Here is a 16,637-nt window from a genome sequence, read left to right as displayed (position 1 = left end):
TATTTGGTTTACTCCATCACTTTTTAAATTTCAGACATTAATATAAAAAGGTTAGAGAATTAACTTCTCTAACCTTTTTATATACACTATTAGGTTTCAAACAGTAAAGATGCCCTAATGCTACCATTGATCCTGTTCCCTATTCAACCTTGTATAAACAAAAAAAATCAGATATTACCACTATTCAAAACCAGTTACAATTCTCTCTTTCATTTTCTGTATTACTTCACTGCTCAATACTTTTTGACCAGCAGGAAGTTTTAATATGGCAGCGGCACCTTTACTAAGGTATATTTCTTGATCATTATTTTGATTTACTACCAATATTCCTTGCCCTTCAAATTCGAAATAACTAATATCTTTTGTTTCATTTGTATTATTTTTTATTGCTTTATATAATCCATATAAATCTTTACTTCTATTTTCTCCGCCCGTTCGAATCGGTTCAGTATCATTCGCAACAATTAGTCCTTCTGGCTGCTCACCCTTCATAATAAACCACAGCTTTTCATTTGTTGGTAATAGTAAATTCTTAAATTCAGAGCTATTTAAAATTTGCTGTGCTGGAATTGTTTCATAGATTGGTAACGAAAATGGAGATGTTGTTATTTTTTCAAAACTTAAATTTTCAGAAGAACTTCCCTTACTATATTGATAATCTTTTAATGCGATCGATTGTACTGATTCACTTTTATTTTTTGATGCATAACTAATTTTACTAGCGAAAATAATAACGGTCATTAAGCACATGCACAGTATCACAAGCTTAAGTAGTTTTCCCATTTATGAACCCCCGCTTTTAATATTATTAGTTTGCATGGATATTATAAACAGTTTCACTCCACCAAAAATTATTATTGTTATGGAACGTACTGAAATTATGATTATAATGATCACCATACCAAGGGTCCATGTATGTTATATAATCTGTTCCATTTGTCCCTTTATAAAATCCATCAAGTACTAGAAAGTGTCCGATGTTAGCTCCATTTTGCCACATAATGAGTGCAATCATCGGCTGATTACTATTAATTTGACTTTTGAACCAATCATAAGATTTTGCTCCAGAACTTATAGCTGAGCTAACACCATATCCCGATAATCCATATTGTATTTCACGTGAAGTTGCAGGATTATTATATGATCCACCTTTAACATACCTAACGTACTGATCTTGTGAAGGAGTTTTCCCAAAATAATTTAAAACTGAAACCGAAGTGCCTGCCCAACACCAATTTGATCTTTCTTGTAATATGTTAGGTACAGATAATTTACGGTCTGTTGGTGTACTTGGGGGATTTCCATTAATATACGCTGACGTTACATATACTTTTTTTTCATCTTTAAAATAATAAAACCAACGATTATCTAAATATCCTGTCCAGTAATCTTTAACCGCTTCACCATACTCCCATCCTTTAAAAGATACTTTTGTATTTCCGGGAATCACATCTACAATATTTGCATTTAAACTTTTTGCCTCTCTAACATTTACATTCAATGGAGCTGTTGTTCCTGAAAATTCAACTTCTTCTGCTATTATTTTCTGAACACCAATAAAACTAAATGTGAAAAACAATAAAAACATACAAACAATAAAATGATTTCTTCCCTTCATTTCTCCACCTCTTTATCAGTACTAAAAAACATCAACAATTCATCCTTATTAATTGTTCAAGCTTAATATTACATACTAACGAAAAATGACTTCTCATAAAGTGAAACTTTAATCAGTAGTGGTTTTATTCATCCCCCACTGATTATTAGTTGAACCAATCGGGCTGCCCGGCAAATAGTGGGATAAATTCCAACACAAAAAAGGAGCCTATAAATTTTTATAGACTCCTTTTTATTTCGTCGTTATTACTTAGCTAATTCTTTCGTACCCTTCATTACATCAATGAAGAATCCCCAGTTATTCACTACAGAAGAGATACTGATATGTTCATCTGGAGTGTGGACGTTGAAAATGTCTGGTCCGAATGAAATTGCATCTAATTCAGGCATCTTTTGAACGAATGCGCTACACTCAATCCCCGCATGTACAGCGAAGATTTCAATTTCTTTATTGTATTTTTCTTGATGTACTTTTTCAAATAAATTACGAATTTGTGAGTTTGGATTGTATGGCCATTCTGGATACTCTGACTCTATTTCAAATGTAGCACCAACTAATTCAGCAATATATTTGATTTCTTCTGCAACATGTTGTTTTAAACTACTTACAGAACTTCGCACTTCGTTACGTAATTTAATTTCATCTTGCAACGTTTCAATAACGCCTAAATTTGTTGAACTTTCTACAAGACCTTTAATATCCATGCTCATACTTTGAATGCCATTTGGAATTAAGAATAATGATGAAATAAGCTGCTTTTGTGTCTCTTTAGCAAATACTTTTTCAACTTTTTCATCCAATTTTGTCAGTGTAACATGAACATCTGGATCAACAGCACGCATTTCTTCTTGTAATACACGTGTCCATGATTCTAGTTTTTCTTCTACTTGTCCTACATCTTCTGTACGAATTAAAATTGTAGCTACACTTTCACGCGGAATTGCATTCGTTTTTAATCCGCCGTGAACTTCACTTATGTAAAACTCCGTATGTACTGATAAATCACGTAATACTCGTCCTAATACTTTGTTCGCATTACCGCGTTGTTTATCAATTTCCATACCAGAATGGCCGCCTTTTAGACCACCAACATATATACGGTATGCATCCATATTCGCTGGCGTTTCATCCCAAATTACTTGAATTGTTTCAACAGCTTTCGCACCACCTGCACTACTTACAAGTAATTTATGATCTTCTTCAGAATCAATATTTATAAATATCTTTCCTTCAAAATGATTTGGATCAATAGCAAAAGCTCCGCCCATTGTCGTTTCTTCTTCAGTAGTGATAACGACTTCAAGTGCTGGATGCGGAATTTCTTTTGAATCTAATAAAGCTAATGCATACGCAACTGCAATACCATTATCAGCACCTAAAGTTGTTTGATTTGCATATAACATGTCCCCAATGATTCGTAATTCAATTGGATCTTTTTCAAAATCATGTACTGTTGCTTGATTTTTTTCGCAAACCATATCCATATGACCTTGAATAATAATAGCTGGTACATTTTCATAACCAGCTGTTGCTTCTTTTTTAATAATGACATTTAATGCTTCATCTTGAATGACTTCTAAGTTACGCTCTTTTGCAAAGCCCACTAAATAATCACTAATTTCCTTTTCATTACCTGATCCTCTAGGAATCTTTGAAATTTCTGCAAAATGAAAAAATACAGGGTGCTTTGTTAATTGTTCTAAAGTAGAATACATTTTTCAAGCTCCTCTCAAAATGAAAAAATAATATGTAAGTCTCATATCATTATACCATGATTCATTATTTTATCTTTCTTTTAACTTTTATTGTTCATTTTATGTACAACACTCTTACAACATTGTAAGGGCGTTGTAATCTACATCGATTTTTCTCATTTAATAATAGTCGTATACTTTTTAAAGAAACACATTAAAGGAGATAAAGAAAATGAAAAAGTTTTTAGCAATTATTACACTATGTTTATTATTTTTTAGTTTTACTATTGGCTGTGAGAGAGCGTCACTAAATAGAATTGGTAAAGATGTATATTACATGCAGATAAAAGGCGAAGGAACTATCGAAAAAGTAGATCATAGAAACTTACGAAACTATACGCTGTCCGCATATGATGAAGATGGCGTCAAAAAACAAATTACATTTAGAAGTACAAAAAAAGAAAACAATCATAAATTAAATGAAGACGCGTTTTTACGCCTTTATGTAGATCAAGATGATAATAGCAACAATGAAATATCATCAATTGAAGTAAAGTCCTATGAAGAGATTCAGAAAACAGATTTACCTAAAAAAGTAAAAGATAAGTTTACTATTAAATAAAAAACAAAAGAAAATGCTCTATGCATTTTCTTTTGTTCTTTTCACCTGTATATATTTTGAACTACTATTATTCATCAGTTTCTCTAACCGATTTATATTCTCCGTTAATGCACCTTTTACAAGAGAGAAATCTGTATTGGATTCTTCTTTTTTTTCTTTAAAAAACGAAGACTTTTGTACATTGACTTCAGCCATCTCTTCTCCCCCTTTTCAAAAAGATACAACCTTTTATTTATATTATATAGCAAATGTAGAAAGAGTGTACACTTATGATTTTCTTTTTAATTCTTCTTCTAATTCTTCTACTTGCTGCAACGTATCCCCTTTTATTAAAGAGAAATCTGTTGTATCTTCGTTATCTTCTTTAAAAAAATCATTGTCATAATCTTTTACCACTACAATCACCTCTACATGCTAGTGTAGGAATGATTGTCCAATTTTATTCAACTTTGTCGGATTTTGTTTTTAATTTATGTATAGAAGAAAAGGACAGAAAAAGATTCTGTCCTTATTTACTAAAATAACTATGATGTATTGTTAAATTATATACATTTTCAAAATCCCGATCTTGCAGGTTATTTTTCTTTCCATCAATAACAATGAAAACGTCACTTACTATTTTTGCTGGTATAATCCCGACATTTTCTACTTGCACCGCTTTCTGCTCATTCAATTGCTCGATATGTTCTAACGGGACGATAATACTAAATTGTGAGCGAATACCACGAAAGTTTGTATTTAATTCCTTCGCAGCTTCAAAAACAACAATTTTCGCGCCAATCTTTTCCCCATATGAATCTAAAAATGCATTTAAGCTCTTTGTATATTCCTCTTCCGTATGCCATTCCATCGTACCGAATACTGCTGGATTAACATTTTGAATAATTGTCGTGTATATTTCTCCTCTTGCTTTAGATGCAATTAATGATCGTTTTATGGATTGAACTGTCTTGCCAATATCGCTAAATTTTGCACCCCATATTTCTGAAATATTAGGCGTTAAAATGAACGCAATATCAACAAAAATAACCATTGCAGTAAACATTAAAAGATTTTTCCAGAGGGTTAAATCGATTCCTTTTATAATGAAATACACGGTGACAGATATGATAAACAAACCATACCAAGTCTTTCTAATACGTTGCTTCTTCTCCTCGTACAACTCTTCATTTTTCCAATAAAAGAAAACAAGGACTACAAAGACAATCGCTAAAACAAATAAGCCAATTCGAATGTTAGAGATCATTAATCACATCACCCTCCATTCAAAAACTACTCACGATATCATTACATGCGCAAGCTGCTCTCTTTATGACAAAAGACGTGGACAAGCTTCTAAAATTAGCTACATCGCATATATATTAGAAGGTACCACGTCTTTTATCCTGCTATTTGTGGGCAGTAAGACCCCACTGATTAAAATTTCACTTTACCATGAGTCTATATTGTATATGTAGACAAGCATTCATTTCAAATTTTCGTATTAAAAAGAAATATGTTTCGGAATTTCCCCTTCAGGTACTTCTCCATCCATACTTAAATAATAATGACGAATCGGACGTAAGTTTTCGTCTAATTCATAAACAAGCGGAATGCTAGTTGGAATATTTAATGAAACTACACCATCACTTGAAAGGTTGTCTAAATATTTTACTAGCGAGCGAATTGTGTTACCGTGTGATGAAATAATTACTTTATTACCACTTTTTAATGTCGGCGCAATTTCTGAATGCCAATAAGCAAGTACTCTCTTCTCCGTATCCTCTAAACATTCAGTAAATGGAAATTCACCTTTTTTGAGTGTTTTATATCTTGGATCGGTCGCTTCATATCGAGGATCGTCTTCAGTAAGAGCCGGTGGTCTTACATCAACACTTCTTCTCCAAATATGAACTTGCTCCTCACCATACTTTTGAGCAGTTTCATCTTTATTCAGCCCTTGCAATGCACCATAATGTCTTTCATTTAGCTTCCAAGATTTATGTATTGGAACCCAAGTAAGATCCATCTCATGAAGTACAATCCATAACGTCCGAATTGCGCGTTTTAATACAGATGTATAAGCCACATCAAAAGTATATCCGTTTTTCTTTAATATTGCTCCTGCTTCTCTCGCTTCACTTAATCCATTCTCTGATAGATCAACATCTGTCCATCCAGTAAAGCGATTTTCAAGATTCCATAAGCTTTGTCCGTGACGAATAAGTACAAGTTTTATCATTATAATTCCCCTTTCGGAAATGTGAATTTTATTGTTCCATTGCGTACACGTATAAAGTATCTAGTAATGTATCTTTTTATCCATTCACTCTATGACCAATCGATAGTTGCCAAATGTATGGATAAAATTTGTTCTTTTTCAAACGATAAAAACAGAAGTTTTTTCATTATTTTTGATCGACTGGTATTTCACGTTTCGATATCCAAGCATCAAAACCTGATCGGCTATTTGCCATTTCATTCATAACTTGGTGCCAATTGTCCTCACATGATTCACCAAATTTTGAAAAAATAGCACCCATTTGTTGTCTTTGTACATCACTCAGTTTTTTCTCTAAATCTGTACCTTTTTCTGTTAAAGACAACTGTTTCACACGTCGATCATGCATAGCTTCATTACTCTCAATTAAGCCCTTTTCCACAAGTTGACGTAGCGGTCCGTGGAGCGCTTGCTTACTTATTTCTAATAGTGATAATAACTCATTTACACTTATCCCTGGAAAACGTGCGATGAAAAATAAAATTCGATGATGTACTCGTTGAATGCCATATTCTTTTATAATTTCATCTGGCTTTTCAGTAAATGTTTTATATGCAAAATAAAATAATGCTAATGCCTCATTCATCTGTTCTTCTTTATGTTGTGTCATCTACTTTCCCCCTGTATGTAAATTATACCACAATCTAGTAATGAATATTTTAATCAACGCATTAGAACTTGTTCAGTCTATTGAAACATTCATTGCATAATTAGGAGATGATTCATTTGAAAAAACAATATACTGTAAGTACATATTTATTGGATAGACTACACGAATTAGGAATTGAACATATATTTGGGGTTCCTGGTGATTATAATCTTGCCTTTTTAGATGATGTGGTAGCACATAAAAATTTAAAGTGGATTGGCAATTGTAATGAATTAAATGCTGCATATGCAGCAGATGGGTACGCTCGCATAAAAGGAATCGCCGCTCTTATTACTACTTTCGGTGTCGGAGAATTAAGCGCTATTAACGGTATTGCTGGCTCATATGCGGAAAACGTGCCAGTTATAAAAATTACAGGTACGCCACCAACAAAAGTAATGGAAAATGGAGCAATCGTCCATCATACGTTAGGAGATGGAAAGTTCGATCACTTTTCCAATATGTATCGAGAAATCACTATAGCACAAACAAATGTAACACCTGAGCATGCTGCTGAGGAAATTGACCGTGTTTTACGTGCATGTTGGAATGAAAAACGCCCTGTTCATATTAATTTGCCGATTGATGTGTATAATAAACCAATTAATAAACCGACAGAACCTATTATAAATAAACCTATTTTAAGTAATAAAGAAGCATTAAATAAAATGCTTCTACATGCCATTTCAAAAATAAATAGTGCCAAAAAACCTGTTATTTTAGCTGATTTTGAAGTAGATCGATTTCATGCTAAAGAAAGTTTACATCAATTCGTAGAAAAAACTGGGTTTCCCATCGCGACGTTCAGTATGGGAAAAGGAATATTCCCAGAAAAACACCCTCAATTTATAGGTGTTTATACTGGTGATGTAAGTTCGCCGTACTTGCGAAAAAGAATTGATGAATCTGATTGTATTATTAGTATTGGTGTGAAGTTAACTGATACTATTACAGGCGGCTTCACACAAGGTTTTACAAAAGAACAAGTTATAGAAATCCATCCCTACACTGTGAAAATTATAGATAAAAAATACGGTCCAGTTGTAATGCAGGATGTTTTACAACATTTAAGTGATTCAATTGAGCATCGTAATAAAGATACCCTTGACGTTAAGCCATTTATTTTAGAATCATCACCTTTTACTGAAGAGTTCAATCCAAAAGCACAAATGGTCACACAAAAACGTTTTTGGCAGCAAATGTACCATTTCTTACAAGAAAACGACGTCTTAGTTGTAGAGCAAGGAACACCTTTCTTTGGTAGTGCCGCTATCCCTCTACCTAATAACACTGCATATGTAGGTCAACCGTTATGGGGATCTATCGGATATACACTGCCCGCTCTACTTGGTACACAGCTCGCCAATTTATCACGGCGCAACATTTTAATTATTGGTGATGGTTCTTTCCAAGTAACTGCCCAAGAGTTATCAACTATACTACGTCAAAATTTAAAACCGATTATATTTTTAATCAATAACAACGGATACACTGTTGAACGTGCCATTCACGGCCAAAACCAACTTTATAATGACATACAGATGTGGGATTACAATAAACTATCAATGGTATTTGGATCCGAAGAAAAAAGTCTAACATTTAAAGTAGAAAATGAAGCAGAATTAGCAGAAGTCTTAACAAATATAACTTTTAATAAGAATCAACTTATCTTTATTGAAGTTATAATGAGCCAAAGCGATCAACCTGAATTGTTAGCTAAACTCGGGAAAAGATTCGGTCAGCAAAATTCTTAATATAAAAGCATAACCTAATTATACAACTAGTAGTGTAAAACTTGTTTTGAGAATAGTTTCGACACTCAAAATACATAAGGAAAAGGATGGAAAGTACCATCCTTTTCTATTTTAAGAGCCTTCTTCGACTAACGCCCCGTGCGACAAGCAAAAATTCTTAATCCATCTTTAATTTTATAGCTTTTGTCGCAATAAATGTTTTAATATGCTTATCCAATATCCTTGTTCCACCAAAATCATCCTCATAAAAACCTGTTATAGCAAAACCAGCATCAATTTGGCCTTGGATTTGGTCTTCTAAAGTATGCGCATATTCTATTGTTTGATTTGAATCGATGTAATCTTGAACTTCATCCTCTGGTAAATAATCCAATGTTGATGAAGGAATTGAATGTTTAACATCCAGAATACCTTTTTGCTCTTGGTTATCATCAAAAATCCATAGTAACGGATTTGTAAATCCAGCAATAAGAACACCTTTATTCTTTAAAACCCTAGAAACTTCATTCCATACAAGATGAACATCTTTTACAAACAAATAAGCTACGCTTTTTCTTTTTTATTCAGCAAGAGTTAACTGCCAAGATACACCATACTTATCATTTAACCAGCCAAACTTTTTACTAAACGGATAAGAACCTAAAGGCATAAGAATCGCTCCATCCTGCGCTAGTTTATGAAAGACCGTTTCAATTTCTTCTTCTGTCTCACAAGTTACATAAAGAGACATAGCTGGAGTGAATGTAAAATTATGATTTACATAACTATCAATACACATAAACTCTTGGCCATTTAGCGTAAAAGTTGCATGAATTACAGTTCCCTCTTTACCAGGTCCATTTTCATCGTAGCGAGAAATACTTACAATTTCTGATTGATCAAATAGCGACGTATAAAAATTCATCGCTTCCTCAGCTTTGCCCTCAAACATTAAAAACGTAGTAATTTTTTGATTTGCGTTACTCATATGGAGACAGCCCCTTGTTATGTATTTATGTAAAACATACGTCACTCAAAAACCGAACGTATATTCCTATGAACATATAGTCTATAAAAACGATGAGTTTGTCAATTATCTACTTTATTATTTCTTCTTAAATAATGCTGTCCAAAGAAATGATTCTCCAAACATTTCTTTCGGTTGTTTCATTTGTTTCATTCTTCTAATCTCAATTACCTCAAATTCTTTAAATATCTCTCTTAACTTTTCTTCCGAGTATGCAAGACCACCTTGTAGACTCCACCCTCTATATACGTCCCAATCTGTTATTTCCGATCCATTTCGCTCATCTAAATCACCTGCCGCAAAACATGTTAATCCGAAATAACCACCCGATTTTAATGAGTTTTTAATTAAATCCACATAATTTATTCTTCTATGCGGTGGAATGTGATGCAAACAGCCCGAATCGTATACAAAATCAAATTCGTTTTGAACCTCTAAATTAAAAATTGAATCACAAATAAAATGAATTGCTACCTCTTTTGCCAATGCCCTTTCTTTAGCCCAATTAATGCCTTCTACAGATAAATCCACTGCTGTTACATCAAATCCTTGAGTCGCTAAATAAATGGCATTTCTACCTGGACCACATCCAAGTTCTAATACCTTCCCTTTTGAAACTCTCTCTTTTTGTATATACGAAACTAGATTCTCATCTGGAACATTTTCAAAAAACGGAACATCCTTTTCTCTATTCTCATAAAACTCATTCCAAAATGGTTCTGCAGGTCTTAATAATGAATCAAGCATTTTTAAAATGTCTTCTTGTGTGTGTAACGTTTCATTTTTCATTAACACCCCTCCATAAATTAATAGTCAGAAAATTATTATATATCTTTTTGAACTTTCAAACAAAGAAAAAACTCCTACATTCAATAGGAGTTTTTGTCTTTAAAATCCGAGTACAGCTAACCATTTTAACAATTTCTCTTCTCACGCTTTTAAATCATCATTCCTAAACTTGCCTAGTTGTATTTCACTAACAACTTCTCCGTCCGCCATAAAAAGAACTCTTCCTGTTTTCGCTGCTACCTATACAACATGAGTCACTTAATAAGGTTACTTTGCTGAAAAATAAAGCCAATTTCGTTAAGGTATATTTTTGCTAACGCCTCTTCTTTCATACATGATATTTCATACAATCATACTTTTCTAATAAAATAACGTTTTTGTTCACTTTTTTGATACATTTACGAAACATTCATGTGTTATCTTCATTAAGTTCTTTTCTTTTTATAATGTCGTGTGAGATATACCAACAGAGGAAGCCCTAGATCCCCTAATCCTAGGGCTTTTTTTATAAGAATTTTATACATTTTATTATTTCCATCAACTTTTCAAATTGTATAAACATAATATATTTTTTTATGTTGTTATATTTTTTGATGGCCTCTTATCTTTCCTTAAAAGGCCCTTTTTTCAAATAACGCTTTTGTTTAATTTATATTTAAAAAGTTCCTTTTCATAAAGACTTCCCTTATATGCTATACTCATTCTTAAATAATTGTATAAGGAATGTTAAAAATGGATGATAGATCGTCAAGACAATGGAAATTGCAACAAAAGTTAAGAGCACTGAAAACCAAAAACAACAATGACATAAACCCTTTGTTTAGTGAATGCCTTGAATCCCTAGGAAACGAAACTCTCATTTTCTCCCAAGAAAAAAGCCAGCAGATTGCTACTATTTTAATGAATTCATTTCCTATAACTGTCTCGGGAAGAATAGATTGGGAACAGATAGATAATCAATTCATAGCTTCGAACAAAGAACAACTAATTTCCCTTATTAGAGCAAACCAACTAGATTTTGACGAACAGATTTTTATAATATGGGATAACTATGAAATCCCTGTAGTAAGTACAAATCTTGATAAAGTATTCCAATCACTAGTTGACGTTGATGCAGTCAGTTTTTATTACTGGCTATTGGACAAAGAATATAGATTCGTAATTGAAATAAATGATGAAGAATTGATTAGGGTTGGGTTTCGCTAATACTCTAAGCATATTTCCTCATTCTACTGATCTGCAAAATTTAAATTGTATTATTTATCAAAGACTTAAAATATACGAATGTCACGTAAACCGATTGGTGTTAATCATGTTTATGTTTATAATTACGTTGATTTGGATAACTTGCATTTATAAAATGTAAATGTTTTACAAATTAAAGTTAAACAAACATTGTTATATCAAGGTTTGTTTGACCTAACATGTTATATTCTTGATACTAAGACGGTTTTTATGAGCATTTCGTATAAGTGTGATTTAACTGATTAAGACTATTTTTAAAAACGACATATCAGCGATAATTTATGTCTATTCTGTATAAGTGTTAGCAAGATCGCTTGCAAACTTGTTAGCACTTTTTTAAAACTTAAACCAGAGGAGATTCATACAATTTAGTAACAATGTAAAATTGAATTTATCAAGGATAAACCATTTAACAAATAGTTTGCAGCACTGAATGATTTACAAAAGAATACCCATCGATACACTACGAATAAAAATAATCAGCTAATCGAGGGAATATAATTATTTTTATTTAATTCGCACTTGTACTTCTTGTTCTTGTATTACTTGAATGATTAACTCCAATACAATATTTTGTATTAACTGATGCTCATTATCATGAAGTTTACTTTGTTCTGATATGTATTCAATACATTGATATATATACCCTTCTACCAATAAGCTCCCTTTTTCAACTGTAAGTGTATTTTGCTCATTCTTTTTTACCTTTGGTATTAAAAATTCGGTTTTTGTCAAAATAATCTCCTGTTCAACCTCTTTTATTCCTATGACTTTTTCTTTAAATACAACCTTTTCTCGTAAACTAATTTCACCTTTATATCTTCCTATTTCTATTGGTAGTTTCGCTGTAATAAAATTATTTACGTCTCCCCCATTTTCACTCTCTAATATTATACTGTGAATAGGAATCCATGAAGATGCCTCTACCTTATTCTCTTCTTTATTCCCTTTATTTTTTTGGTTATATAATTCAAAATGAATTCTCTTCTCATGAAGATTTAAAGAAACTAATTTACAATAACTATCCGAATAATATTGTTGCACTGTAGTTAATAACTTACAATCTAATTCACGCCCTTCTACACCTTTTTCATTCCTAAATACAAATGCTTCTTGATTTTTAACATTTATTTTTGGAAATATTTTAAAACTAGTTACTTCTGAAAAAATAGAAAATGGAGTTTTGACCACCAGTGAGCGTATTAAAGGCCCTATTTGTGATCCAGACGCTTTACCTTCTTTCTCTAATTTTGATGCTACATATTCTCCCTTTAATTCAGGTGGTATTTCTTCTTTTCCCCCTCTTTTTTCGTGTAAATTATCTTGTATATTCAGTTTTTTATACTTGTAAATTTCATCCCATATCCCCTTACCAATCCATGGATTTTTCATCACCATCCCCCCGTCTGATGAAATTCAAAAAATTTGTTTTTTGTATGTGACCATTTCATCATTATATATGTTGTATAAAAATAAAAAAGAAATTGTCTTTTTAACAAAGACAATTTCTTTTTATTTTTATAGTGCTACTTGTACTTGTTGTACTTGTAAAACTTTTAAAGTAAGATCTAGTACAATTTTTTCACGAAGCGTATCAAATGGTTCGTTTAGGTTTGTAGGACAAGGTGAAAAGTCTAATTCAAAAAATTGAGCGCTTACTAATTCACAATATGGTTGTTCGTTATAAAAAACTGCATTTTCAAAGAAATATTTGTCTAGACGTGGTAAATCACCGTTTTTAGGATTTATAAAATGAGAAGTAGTGTCCGAAGAAGAAGCTACTAAAGCTAATGATAGAAAATCACCTTCTGTCAGATCTGCAAAACCAGAAAATGGAACATTTGCAATACGATCATATAGAACTCCATTACACTCGTCATTTGCATATTCAATATTTTTACGAATATAGCCTTGTACAAATAATTTCGCTCTTGTAACTCGTCGGTAAGGTGTACCTGGTACTGGTACGAATGCTACAGGCACTAACTTACATTGTGTTAAAAATACGTTTTTTAAGATGCGTTTAATTTCGACTGCTGGAGGCTCTAATGAAATATCGGACTCTACAACAATTTGAAGCGTTCTTTCAGCTAATACAACTGGAATCTTTACAATAGGTGCTCCTGGAGTAACAATTGGTGTTGCAGTCTCATCACTTAATGGTGTTTGGGTTTGTCCCGCTACCTGACATGGTACATTAATTGGACATTGTTCGCTCATGTTTTATGCTCCTCTTTTTATAAGATTTTAGAGTTTATGAAATTTTCAAACTCATAATACTTGTATATGTCTTTCTTCTACTAATGTTTGGGTTCTATAGTAGCCTTTTTAATCATTATCATTAAGTTAGTATAATCTAATCATTTTTATTGAAAATTCTGAAAATTAATATTTTTAGAGGAATACAAATTCTGTTTTCAACGTATCTCGCAGATTCGGTAAAATTATGAAGTCTTTATTACATGAGTTATCTTGAATTTAATTTTGGATATCACGATATGAACATGGTTACCAAATGATGATTTTTATTTTTATCAAGCTATATATTCGTAAAAAATCGCTTTACATATACTGAAGTTTTATTTGTTGTTACATAAAATCTTTTACCTATTCAATTTTGAAATATACATTCAAAACAGTATACTCCAAAATAAGAAATTATTTTAAATTAGAATATTTTCTTTGATAAATGTGTGTTGATTAATTTCATAATCAGTAGTTCTATCCACTCTCCCTTAAAAATTAGCATAGTTTTTATGAATTCTATATCTAGTAGAAAGCTCTCTATCATATAAAAGTATAATAATAGGTTAATAAACAAGCAGTTTTTTTACTAAAACATAGAATAATACTGACCCTAATTGAAGGGAGGCATAAAAGATTTCCTGGAATAATGATTGCTGAAAATTTAAAGACAAGCACCATTGTGATAACGATAAATTTAGATATATTATTTAAATAATTTGTGTTATAGTTTCAAATGTTAATTAATTACAATATTTTTCAAAAAGAGTATACATAGTCATATAAATCATGTTATTTTGGATAGTTTGTTCTTTAAATTAGGAATTAAATAAAGAATTATAAAAACGCGCTAGGTACAACTAAGAAAGAAACAGGATAAAGAATAAGTCATATTACCTGTAGTAATAACACTAAGTGAATTGCACCTCTTATAAGTGACTTGTGTATCTCTTACTGCGTTTGAAGTTAATTGCCAATATTTCGTGTCGTTCTTCTACAAGACATTGTGTAAAACCGTTTGGTTACCAATTCCACCAACGTAATCTTCAACATCTTTCATTCACTTCATTAAATTGTCCTGTTGCTTGATTTTGTGCTTCTTGAACTTTTTTATTCAACTCTGTTTTTGTGGTTTCAATATCTTTGTTGACTTGCTCTAAGGTATCTTCCTTTACTTTGTCCATATCAGGAACAACCGACTCCCAATTGCCATTCTTCCATAATTTGAGGATGCCAGGCTTGCCGTTTGAAATATCTAACCATAAGGTTTTTCCATTTTCTAAACCGATTGTCGGTGGTTTTGCGCTTTCAATAATTTTTGTTTGATAATTTTTAAGGTTTTCTTGTACTTTTTCTGCTAACTTTTTTGCTGCTTCTGATTCCTTTTTCACAACATCAACTTGTTCATTTGTCTCTTTCACAAGTTCTTCCAACTTATCTAACAAGCCTTTATTTGCTTTTCCAGCTAGACTGCCCATAACTTGGGCATACATGTGATCTAACAGACTTCTCGTATCTTCTACTTCTTTAAAATCACCAAAATAATATTTATCATTTGCCGCATTTGTATCACATTCATCCGCTGCGATAAGACGTGCTTCTAAAAACAAAGGTGGCGTAAATTTTGTATCTTTGAAATGGACAATATCGCCCTTATTTACTTTTTCATGAGATAAACCAAATATCTTTTCTAATGCAATTGGAGTTACTTCATACTGTACAGTGCTATTAATACGTTTCTTTAGTTCCGCTTCCGTTAGTTGTTTTAATCTTTCGGCTGACATATTTTGATCTTCTGTTTGTGGACTATAGATGTCATATTTGTGTGAACCATCTTCTGTCCAACGTTGTAAGGCATCTGCATCAGCGACGTATAACTTCCCACCGTTAATCTTTTCAAAAGTTAGATACTCACCTGTTTCTTCGTTTGCTTCAACAGTAAAATCCTGTAGCGGTTCTTTTAAACTTTTCCTAGCCACTCCGCCATGCCATGTACTACCTGCACCAAAGTTATCTATAACAAAGCGCTCACTATCTGACTTTAGAGTTCCTGTGTTTTCACCTTCGTTAGTGTTTGGACCATTTTGATTCCAACCAACCATTGTTTTCATTTCATCGTGCATAACAAGCTGTTCTTTCTCGACTGTTCGTTCTTCCACAGAAACAGGGTATCCCATACGAAAATGTTGAATTTCTTCTTCCTTTTTTCGTGAAATATCAATAAAAGTAGAGGGAGTTTCTACCTTAACTATGAACGTAGGATCAGAATATTTACTCTCATTATTCGATATATTTGTAATTAATCTACTTCCTTGTAATTTGAAATCTATTTTTCTCCTTGGGCCTAGTTTATAAGGCATTGGACAAATGAATTTTAAGGTGCCTTTTCCTAAACTCATAAAATTATCAACATTAAAATCTTCATCAATAACAGCTATATATGTTCTATCTAGTTTTGTATCAAAAGTTAGCTCGGTTGCTTGTTCAGTAATTAACCATGTCGCTATTTCTTCTTTTAACGTTTCTAAATCTGTTCCATCTGGAACGATAATTCCCACAGGGACAGAAAGTCGACGAGGATCTGTTTCCATTCCTAATAATCTTGCGCCTGGATATCCAGGCGTGTTTAAGAATTTACGTTTTAGAGGTTCCCATGTTGGCGGGCTCCATCCTCTTTCTAGTTGGATATATTCTTTTCGTTGATTGTTGAATGTAAAAGAGCTCATTTTGACACTCCGTTTTTTTATAAAATAAAA

General features: G+C 32.2%; 16 protein-coding genes and 2 pseudogenes. 3 read left to right on the top strand and 15 right to left on the bottom strand.

Annotation, left to right across the window (positions count from 1 at the left end; translation table 11 throughout):
* Positions 1-180 precede the first annotated feature (180 nt).
* From NST27_RS11900 to pepD, 3 genes are all read right to left on the bottom strand, one after another.
* Positions 181-783 (bottom strand): hypothetical protein, encoded by a 603-nt coding sequence (locus NST27_RS11900; RefSeq protein WP_000517260.1) that lies wholly within the window; start codon positions 781-783, stop codon positions 181-183.
* A gap of 25 nt (positions 784-808) precedes the next feature.
* Positions 809-1,618 (bottom strand): papain-like cysteine protease family protein, encoded by an 810-nt coding sequence (locus NST27_RS11895; protein ID WP_000678511.1) that lies wholly within the window; start codon positions 1,616-1,618, stop codon positions 809-811.
* A gap of 245 nt (positions 1,619-1,863) precedes the next feature.
* Positions 1,864-3,333: a beta-Ala-His dipeptidase gene (pepD, locus tag NST27_RS11890; protein WP_000287515.1), complete on the bottom strand. Its 1,470-nt coding sequence runs from the start codon at positions 3,331-3,333 to the stop codon at positions 1,864-1,866.
* A 211-nt stretch (positions 3,334-3,544) separates the two neighbouring features.
* Here pepD and NST27_RS11885 point away from each other — a divergent pair, with 211 nt between their 5' ends.
* Positions 3,545-3,934, top strand: a complete 390-nt coding sequence (locus NST27_RS11885; RefSeq protein WP_000713866.1) for a YxeA family protein — start codon at positions 3,545-3,547, stop codon at positions 3,932-3,934.
* Positions 3,935-3,952: 18 nt separating this feature from the next.
* Here NST27_RS11885 and spoIISB read toward each other — a convergent pair whose 3' ends face one another.
* From spoIISB to NST27_RS11860, 5 genes are all read right to left on the bottom strand, one after another.
* A complete protein-coding gene (gene spoIISB, locus NST27_RS11880) occupies positions 3,953-4,129 on the bottom strand; it encodes a stage II sporulation protein SB (RefSeq protein ID WP_000852629.1) in 177 nt (58 codons plus the stop codon).
* A gap of 72 nt (positions 4,130-4,201) precedes the next feature.
* A complete protein-coding gene (locus NST27_RS11875) occupies positions 4,202-4,330 on the bottom strand; it encodes a hypothetical protein (RefSeq protein ID WP_000237818.1) in 129 nt (42 codons plus the stop codon).
* Between the two features lie 112 nt (positions 4,331-4,442).
* Complete coding sequence (locus tag NST27_RS11870; protein ID WP_000624973.1) at positions 4,443-5,180, bottom strand: type II toxin-antitoxin system SpoIISA family toxin; 738 nt, start codon at positions 5,178-5,180, stop codon at positions 4,443-4,445.
* 237 nt (positions 5,181-5,417) lie between these two features.
* Complete coding sequence (gene gpmA / locus NST27_RS11865; protein ID WP_000594150.1) at positions 5,418-6,155, bottom strand: 2,3-diphosphoglycerate-dependent phosphoglycerate mutase; 738 nt, start codon at positions 6,153-6,155, stop codon at positions 5,418-5,420.
* Positions 6,156-6,321: 166 nt separating this feature from the next.
* A complete protein-coding gene (locus NST27_RS11860; protein WP_000191888.1) occupies positions 6,322-6,804 on the bottom strand; it encodes a MarR family winged helix-turn-helix transcriptional regulator in 483 nt (160 codons plus the stop codon).
* Positions 6,805-6,911: 107 nt separating this feature from the next.
* On the opposite strand from NST27_RS11860, the gene NST27_RS11855 reads away from it, so the two are divergent.
* Positions 6,912-8,597: an alpha-keto acid decarboxylase family protein gene (locus NST27_RS11855; RefSeq protein ID WP_033689678.1), complete on the top strand. Its 1,686-nt coding sequence runs from the start codon at positions 6,912-6,914 to the stop codon at positions 8,595-8,597.
* A gap of 157 nt (positions 8,598-8,754) precedes the next feature.
* Here NST27_RS11855 and NST27_RS11850 read toward each other — a convergent pair.
* From NST27_RS11850 to NST27_RS29575, 4 genes and pseudogenes are all read right to left on the bottom strand, one after another.
* A pseudogene (locus NST27_RS11850) lies at positions 8,755-9,144 on the bottom strand (SAM-dependent methyltransferase); the annotation flags it as partial.
* Between the two features lie 12 nt (positions 9,145-9,156).
* Complete coding sequence (locus NST27_RS11845) at positions 9,157-9,564, bottom strand: VOC family protein (protein ID WP_000063589.1); 408 nt, start codon at positions 9,562-9,564, stop codon at positions 9,157-9,159.
* A gap of 117 nt (positions 9,565-9,681) precedes the next feature.
* Complete coding sequence (locus tag NST27_RS11840; protein WP_000787493.1) at positions 9,682-10,392, bottom strand: class I SAM-dependent methyltransferase; 711 nt, start codon at positions 10,390-10,392, stop codon at positions 9,682-9,684.
* Positions 10,393-10,533: 141 nt separating this feature from the next.
* A pseudogene (locus NST27_RS29575) lies at positions 10,534-10,632 on the bottom strand (ABC transporter ATP-binding protein); the annotation flags it as partial.
* 492 nt (positions 10,633-11,124) lie between these two features.
* Here NST27_RS29575 and NST27_RS11830 point away from each other — a divergent pair.
* Positions 11,125-11,598, top strand: a complete 474-nt coding sequence (locus NST27_RS11830; RefSeq protein ID WP_000342720.1) for a CDI toxin immunity protein — start codon at positions 11,125-11,127, stop codon at positions 11,596-11,598.
* A 546-nt stretch (positions 11,599-12,144) separates the two neighbouring features.
* Here NST27_RS11830 and NST27_RS11825 read toward each other — a convergent pair.
* The 3 genes from NST27_RS11825 to NST27_RS11815 all read right to left on the bottom strand — a co-directional run bounded on the left by NST27_RS11825 (position 12,145) and on the right by NST27_RS11815 (position 16,607).
* A complete protein-coding gene (locus NST27_RS11825) occupies positions 12,145-13,029 on the bottom strand; it encodes a BC_2427 family protein (RefSeq protein WP_047386133.1) in 885 nt (294 codons plus the stop codon).
* 126 nt (positions 13,030-13,155) lie between these two features.
* Positions 13,156-13,857 (bottom strand): CsxC family protein, encoded by a 702-nt coding sequence (locus NST27_RS11820; RefSeq protein WP_001294982.1) that lies wholly within the window; start codon positions 13,855-13,857, stop codon positions 13,156-13,158.
* A 1,070-nt stretch (positions 13,858-14,927) separates the two neighbouring features.
* Entirely contained in the window at positions 14,928-16,607 is a 1,680-nt protein-coding gene (locus tag NST27_RS11815) for a distal tail protein Dit (RefSeq protein WP_002098405.1), read from the bottom strand.
* Positions 16,608-16,637: the final 30 nt, after the last annotated feature.

Origin of the sequence: Bacillus sp. FSL W8-0770 (assembly GCF_038008705.1) — a bacterium.
Lineage (GTDB): Bacteria > Bacillota > Bacilli > Bacillales > Bacillaceae_G > Bacillus_A > Bacillus_A cereus.
This window is presented reverse-complemented; position numbering and strand designations above follow the sequence as displayed.

Coding starts and splice junctions, on each gene's coding strand:
- NST27_RS11900 (WP_000517260.1), bottom strand. CDS start 783: ATGGGAAAACTACTTAAGCTTGTGATACTGTGCATGTGCTTAATGACC.
- NST27_RS11895 (WP_000678511.1), bottom strand. CDS start 1,618: ATGAAGGGAAGAAATCATTTTATTGTTTGTATGTTTTTATTGTTTTTC.
- pepD (WP_000287515.1), bottom strand. CDS start 3,333: ATGTATTCTACTTTAGAACAATTAACAAAGCACCCTGTATTTTTTCAT.
- NST27_RS11885 (WP_000713866.1), top strand. CDS start 3,545: ATGAAAAAGTTTTTAGCAATTATTACACTATGTTTATTATTTTTTAGT.
- spoIISB (WP_000852629.1), bottom strand. CDS start 4,129: ATGGCTGAAGTCAATGTACAAAAGTCTTCGTTTTTTAAAGAAAAAAAA.
- NST27_RS11870 (WP_000624973.1), bottom strand. CDS start 5,180: ATGATCTCTAACATTCGAATTGGCTTATTTGTTTTAGCGATTGTCTTT.
- gpmA (WP_000594150.1), bottom strand. CDS start 6,155: ATGATAAAACTTGTACTTATTCGTCACGGACAAAGCTTATGGAATCTT.
- NST27_RS11860 (WP_000191888.1), bottom strand. CDS start 6,804: ATGACACAACATAAAGAAGAACAGATGAATGAGGCATTAGCATTATTT.
- NST27_RS11855 (WP_033689678.1), top strand. CDS start 6,912: ATGATTCATTTGAAAAAACAATATACTGTAAGTACATATTTATTGGAT.
- NST27_RS11845 (WP_000063589.1), bottom strand. CDS start 9,564: ATGAGTAACGCAAATCAAAAAATTACTACGTTTTTAATGTTTGAGGGC.
- NST27_RS11840 (WP_000787493.1), bottom strand. CDS start 10,392: ATGAAAAATGAAACGTTACACACACAAGAAGACATTTTAAAAATGCTT.
- NST27_RS11830 (WP_000342720.1), top strand. CDS start 11,125: ATGGATGATAGATCGTCAAGACAATGGAAATTGCAACAAAAGTTAAGA.
- NST27_RS11825 (WP_047386133.1), bottom strand. CDS start 13,029: ATGAAAAATCCATGGATTGGTAAGGGGATATGGGATGAAATTTACAAG.
- NST27_RS11820 (WP_001294982.1), bottom strand. CDS start 13,857: ATGAGCGAACAATGTCCAATTAATGTACCATGTCAGGTAGCGGGACAA.
- NST27_RS11815 (WP_002098405.1), bottom strand. CDS start 16,607: ATGAGCTCTTTTACATTCAACAATCAACGAAAAGAATATATCCAACTA.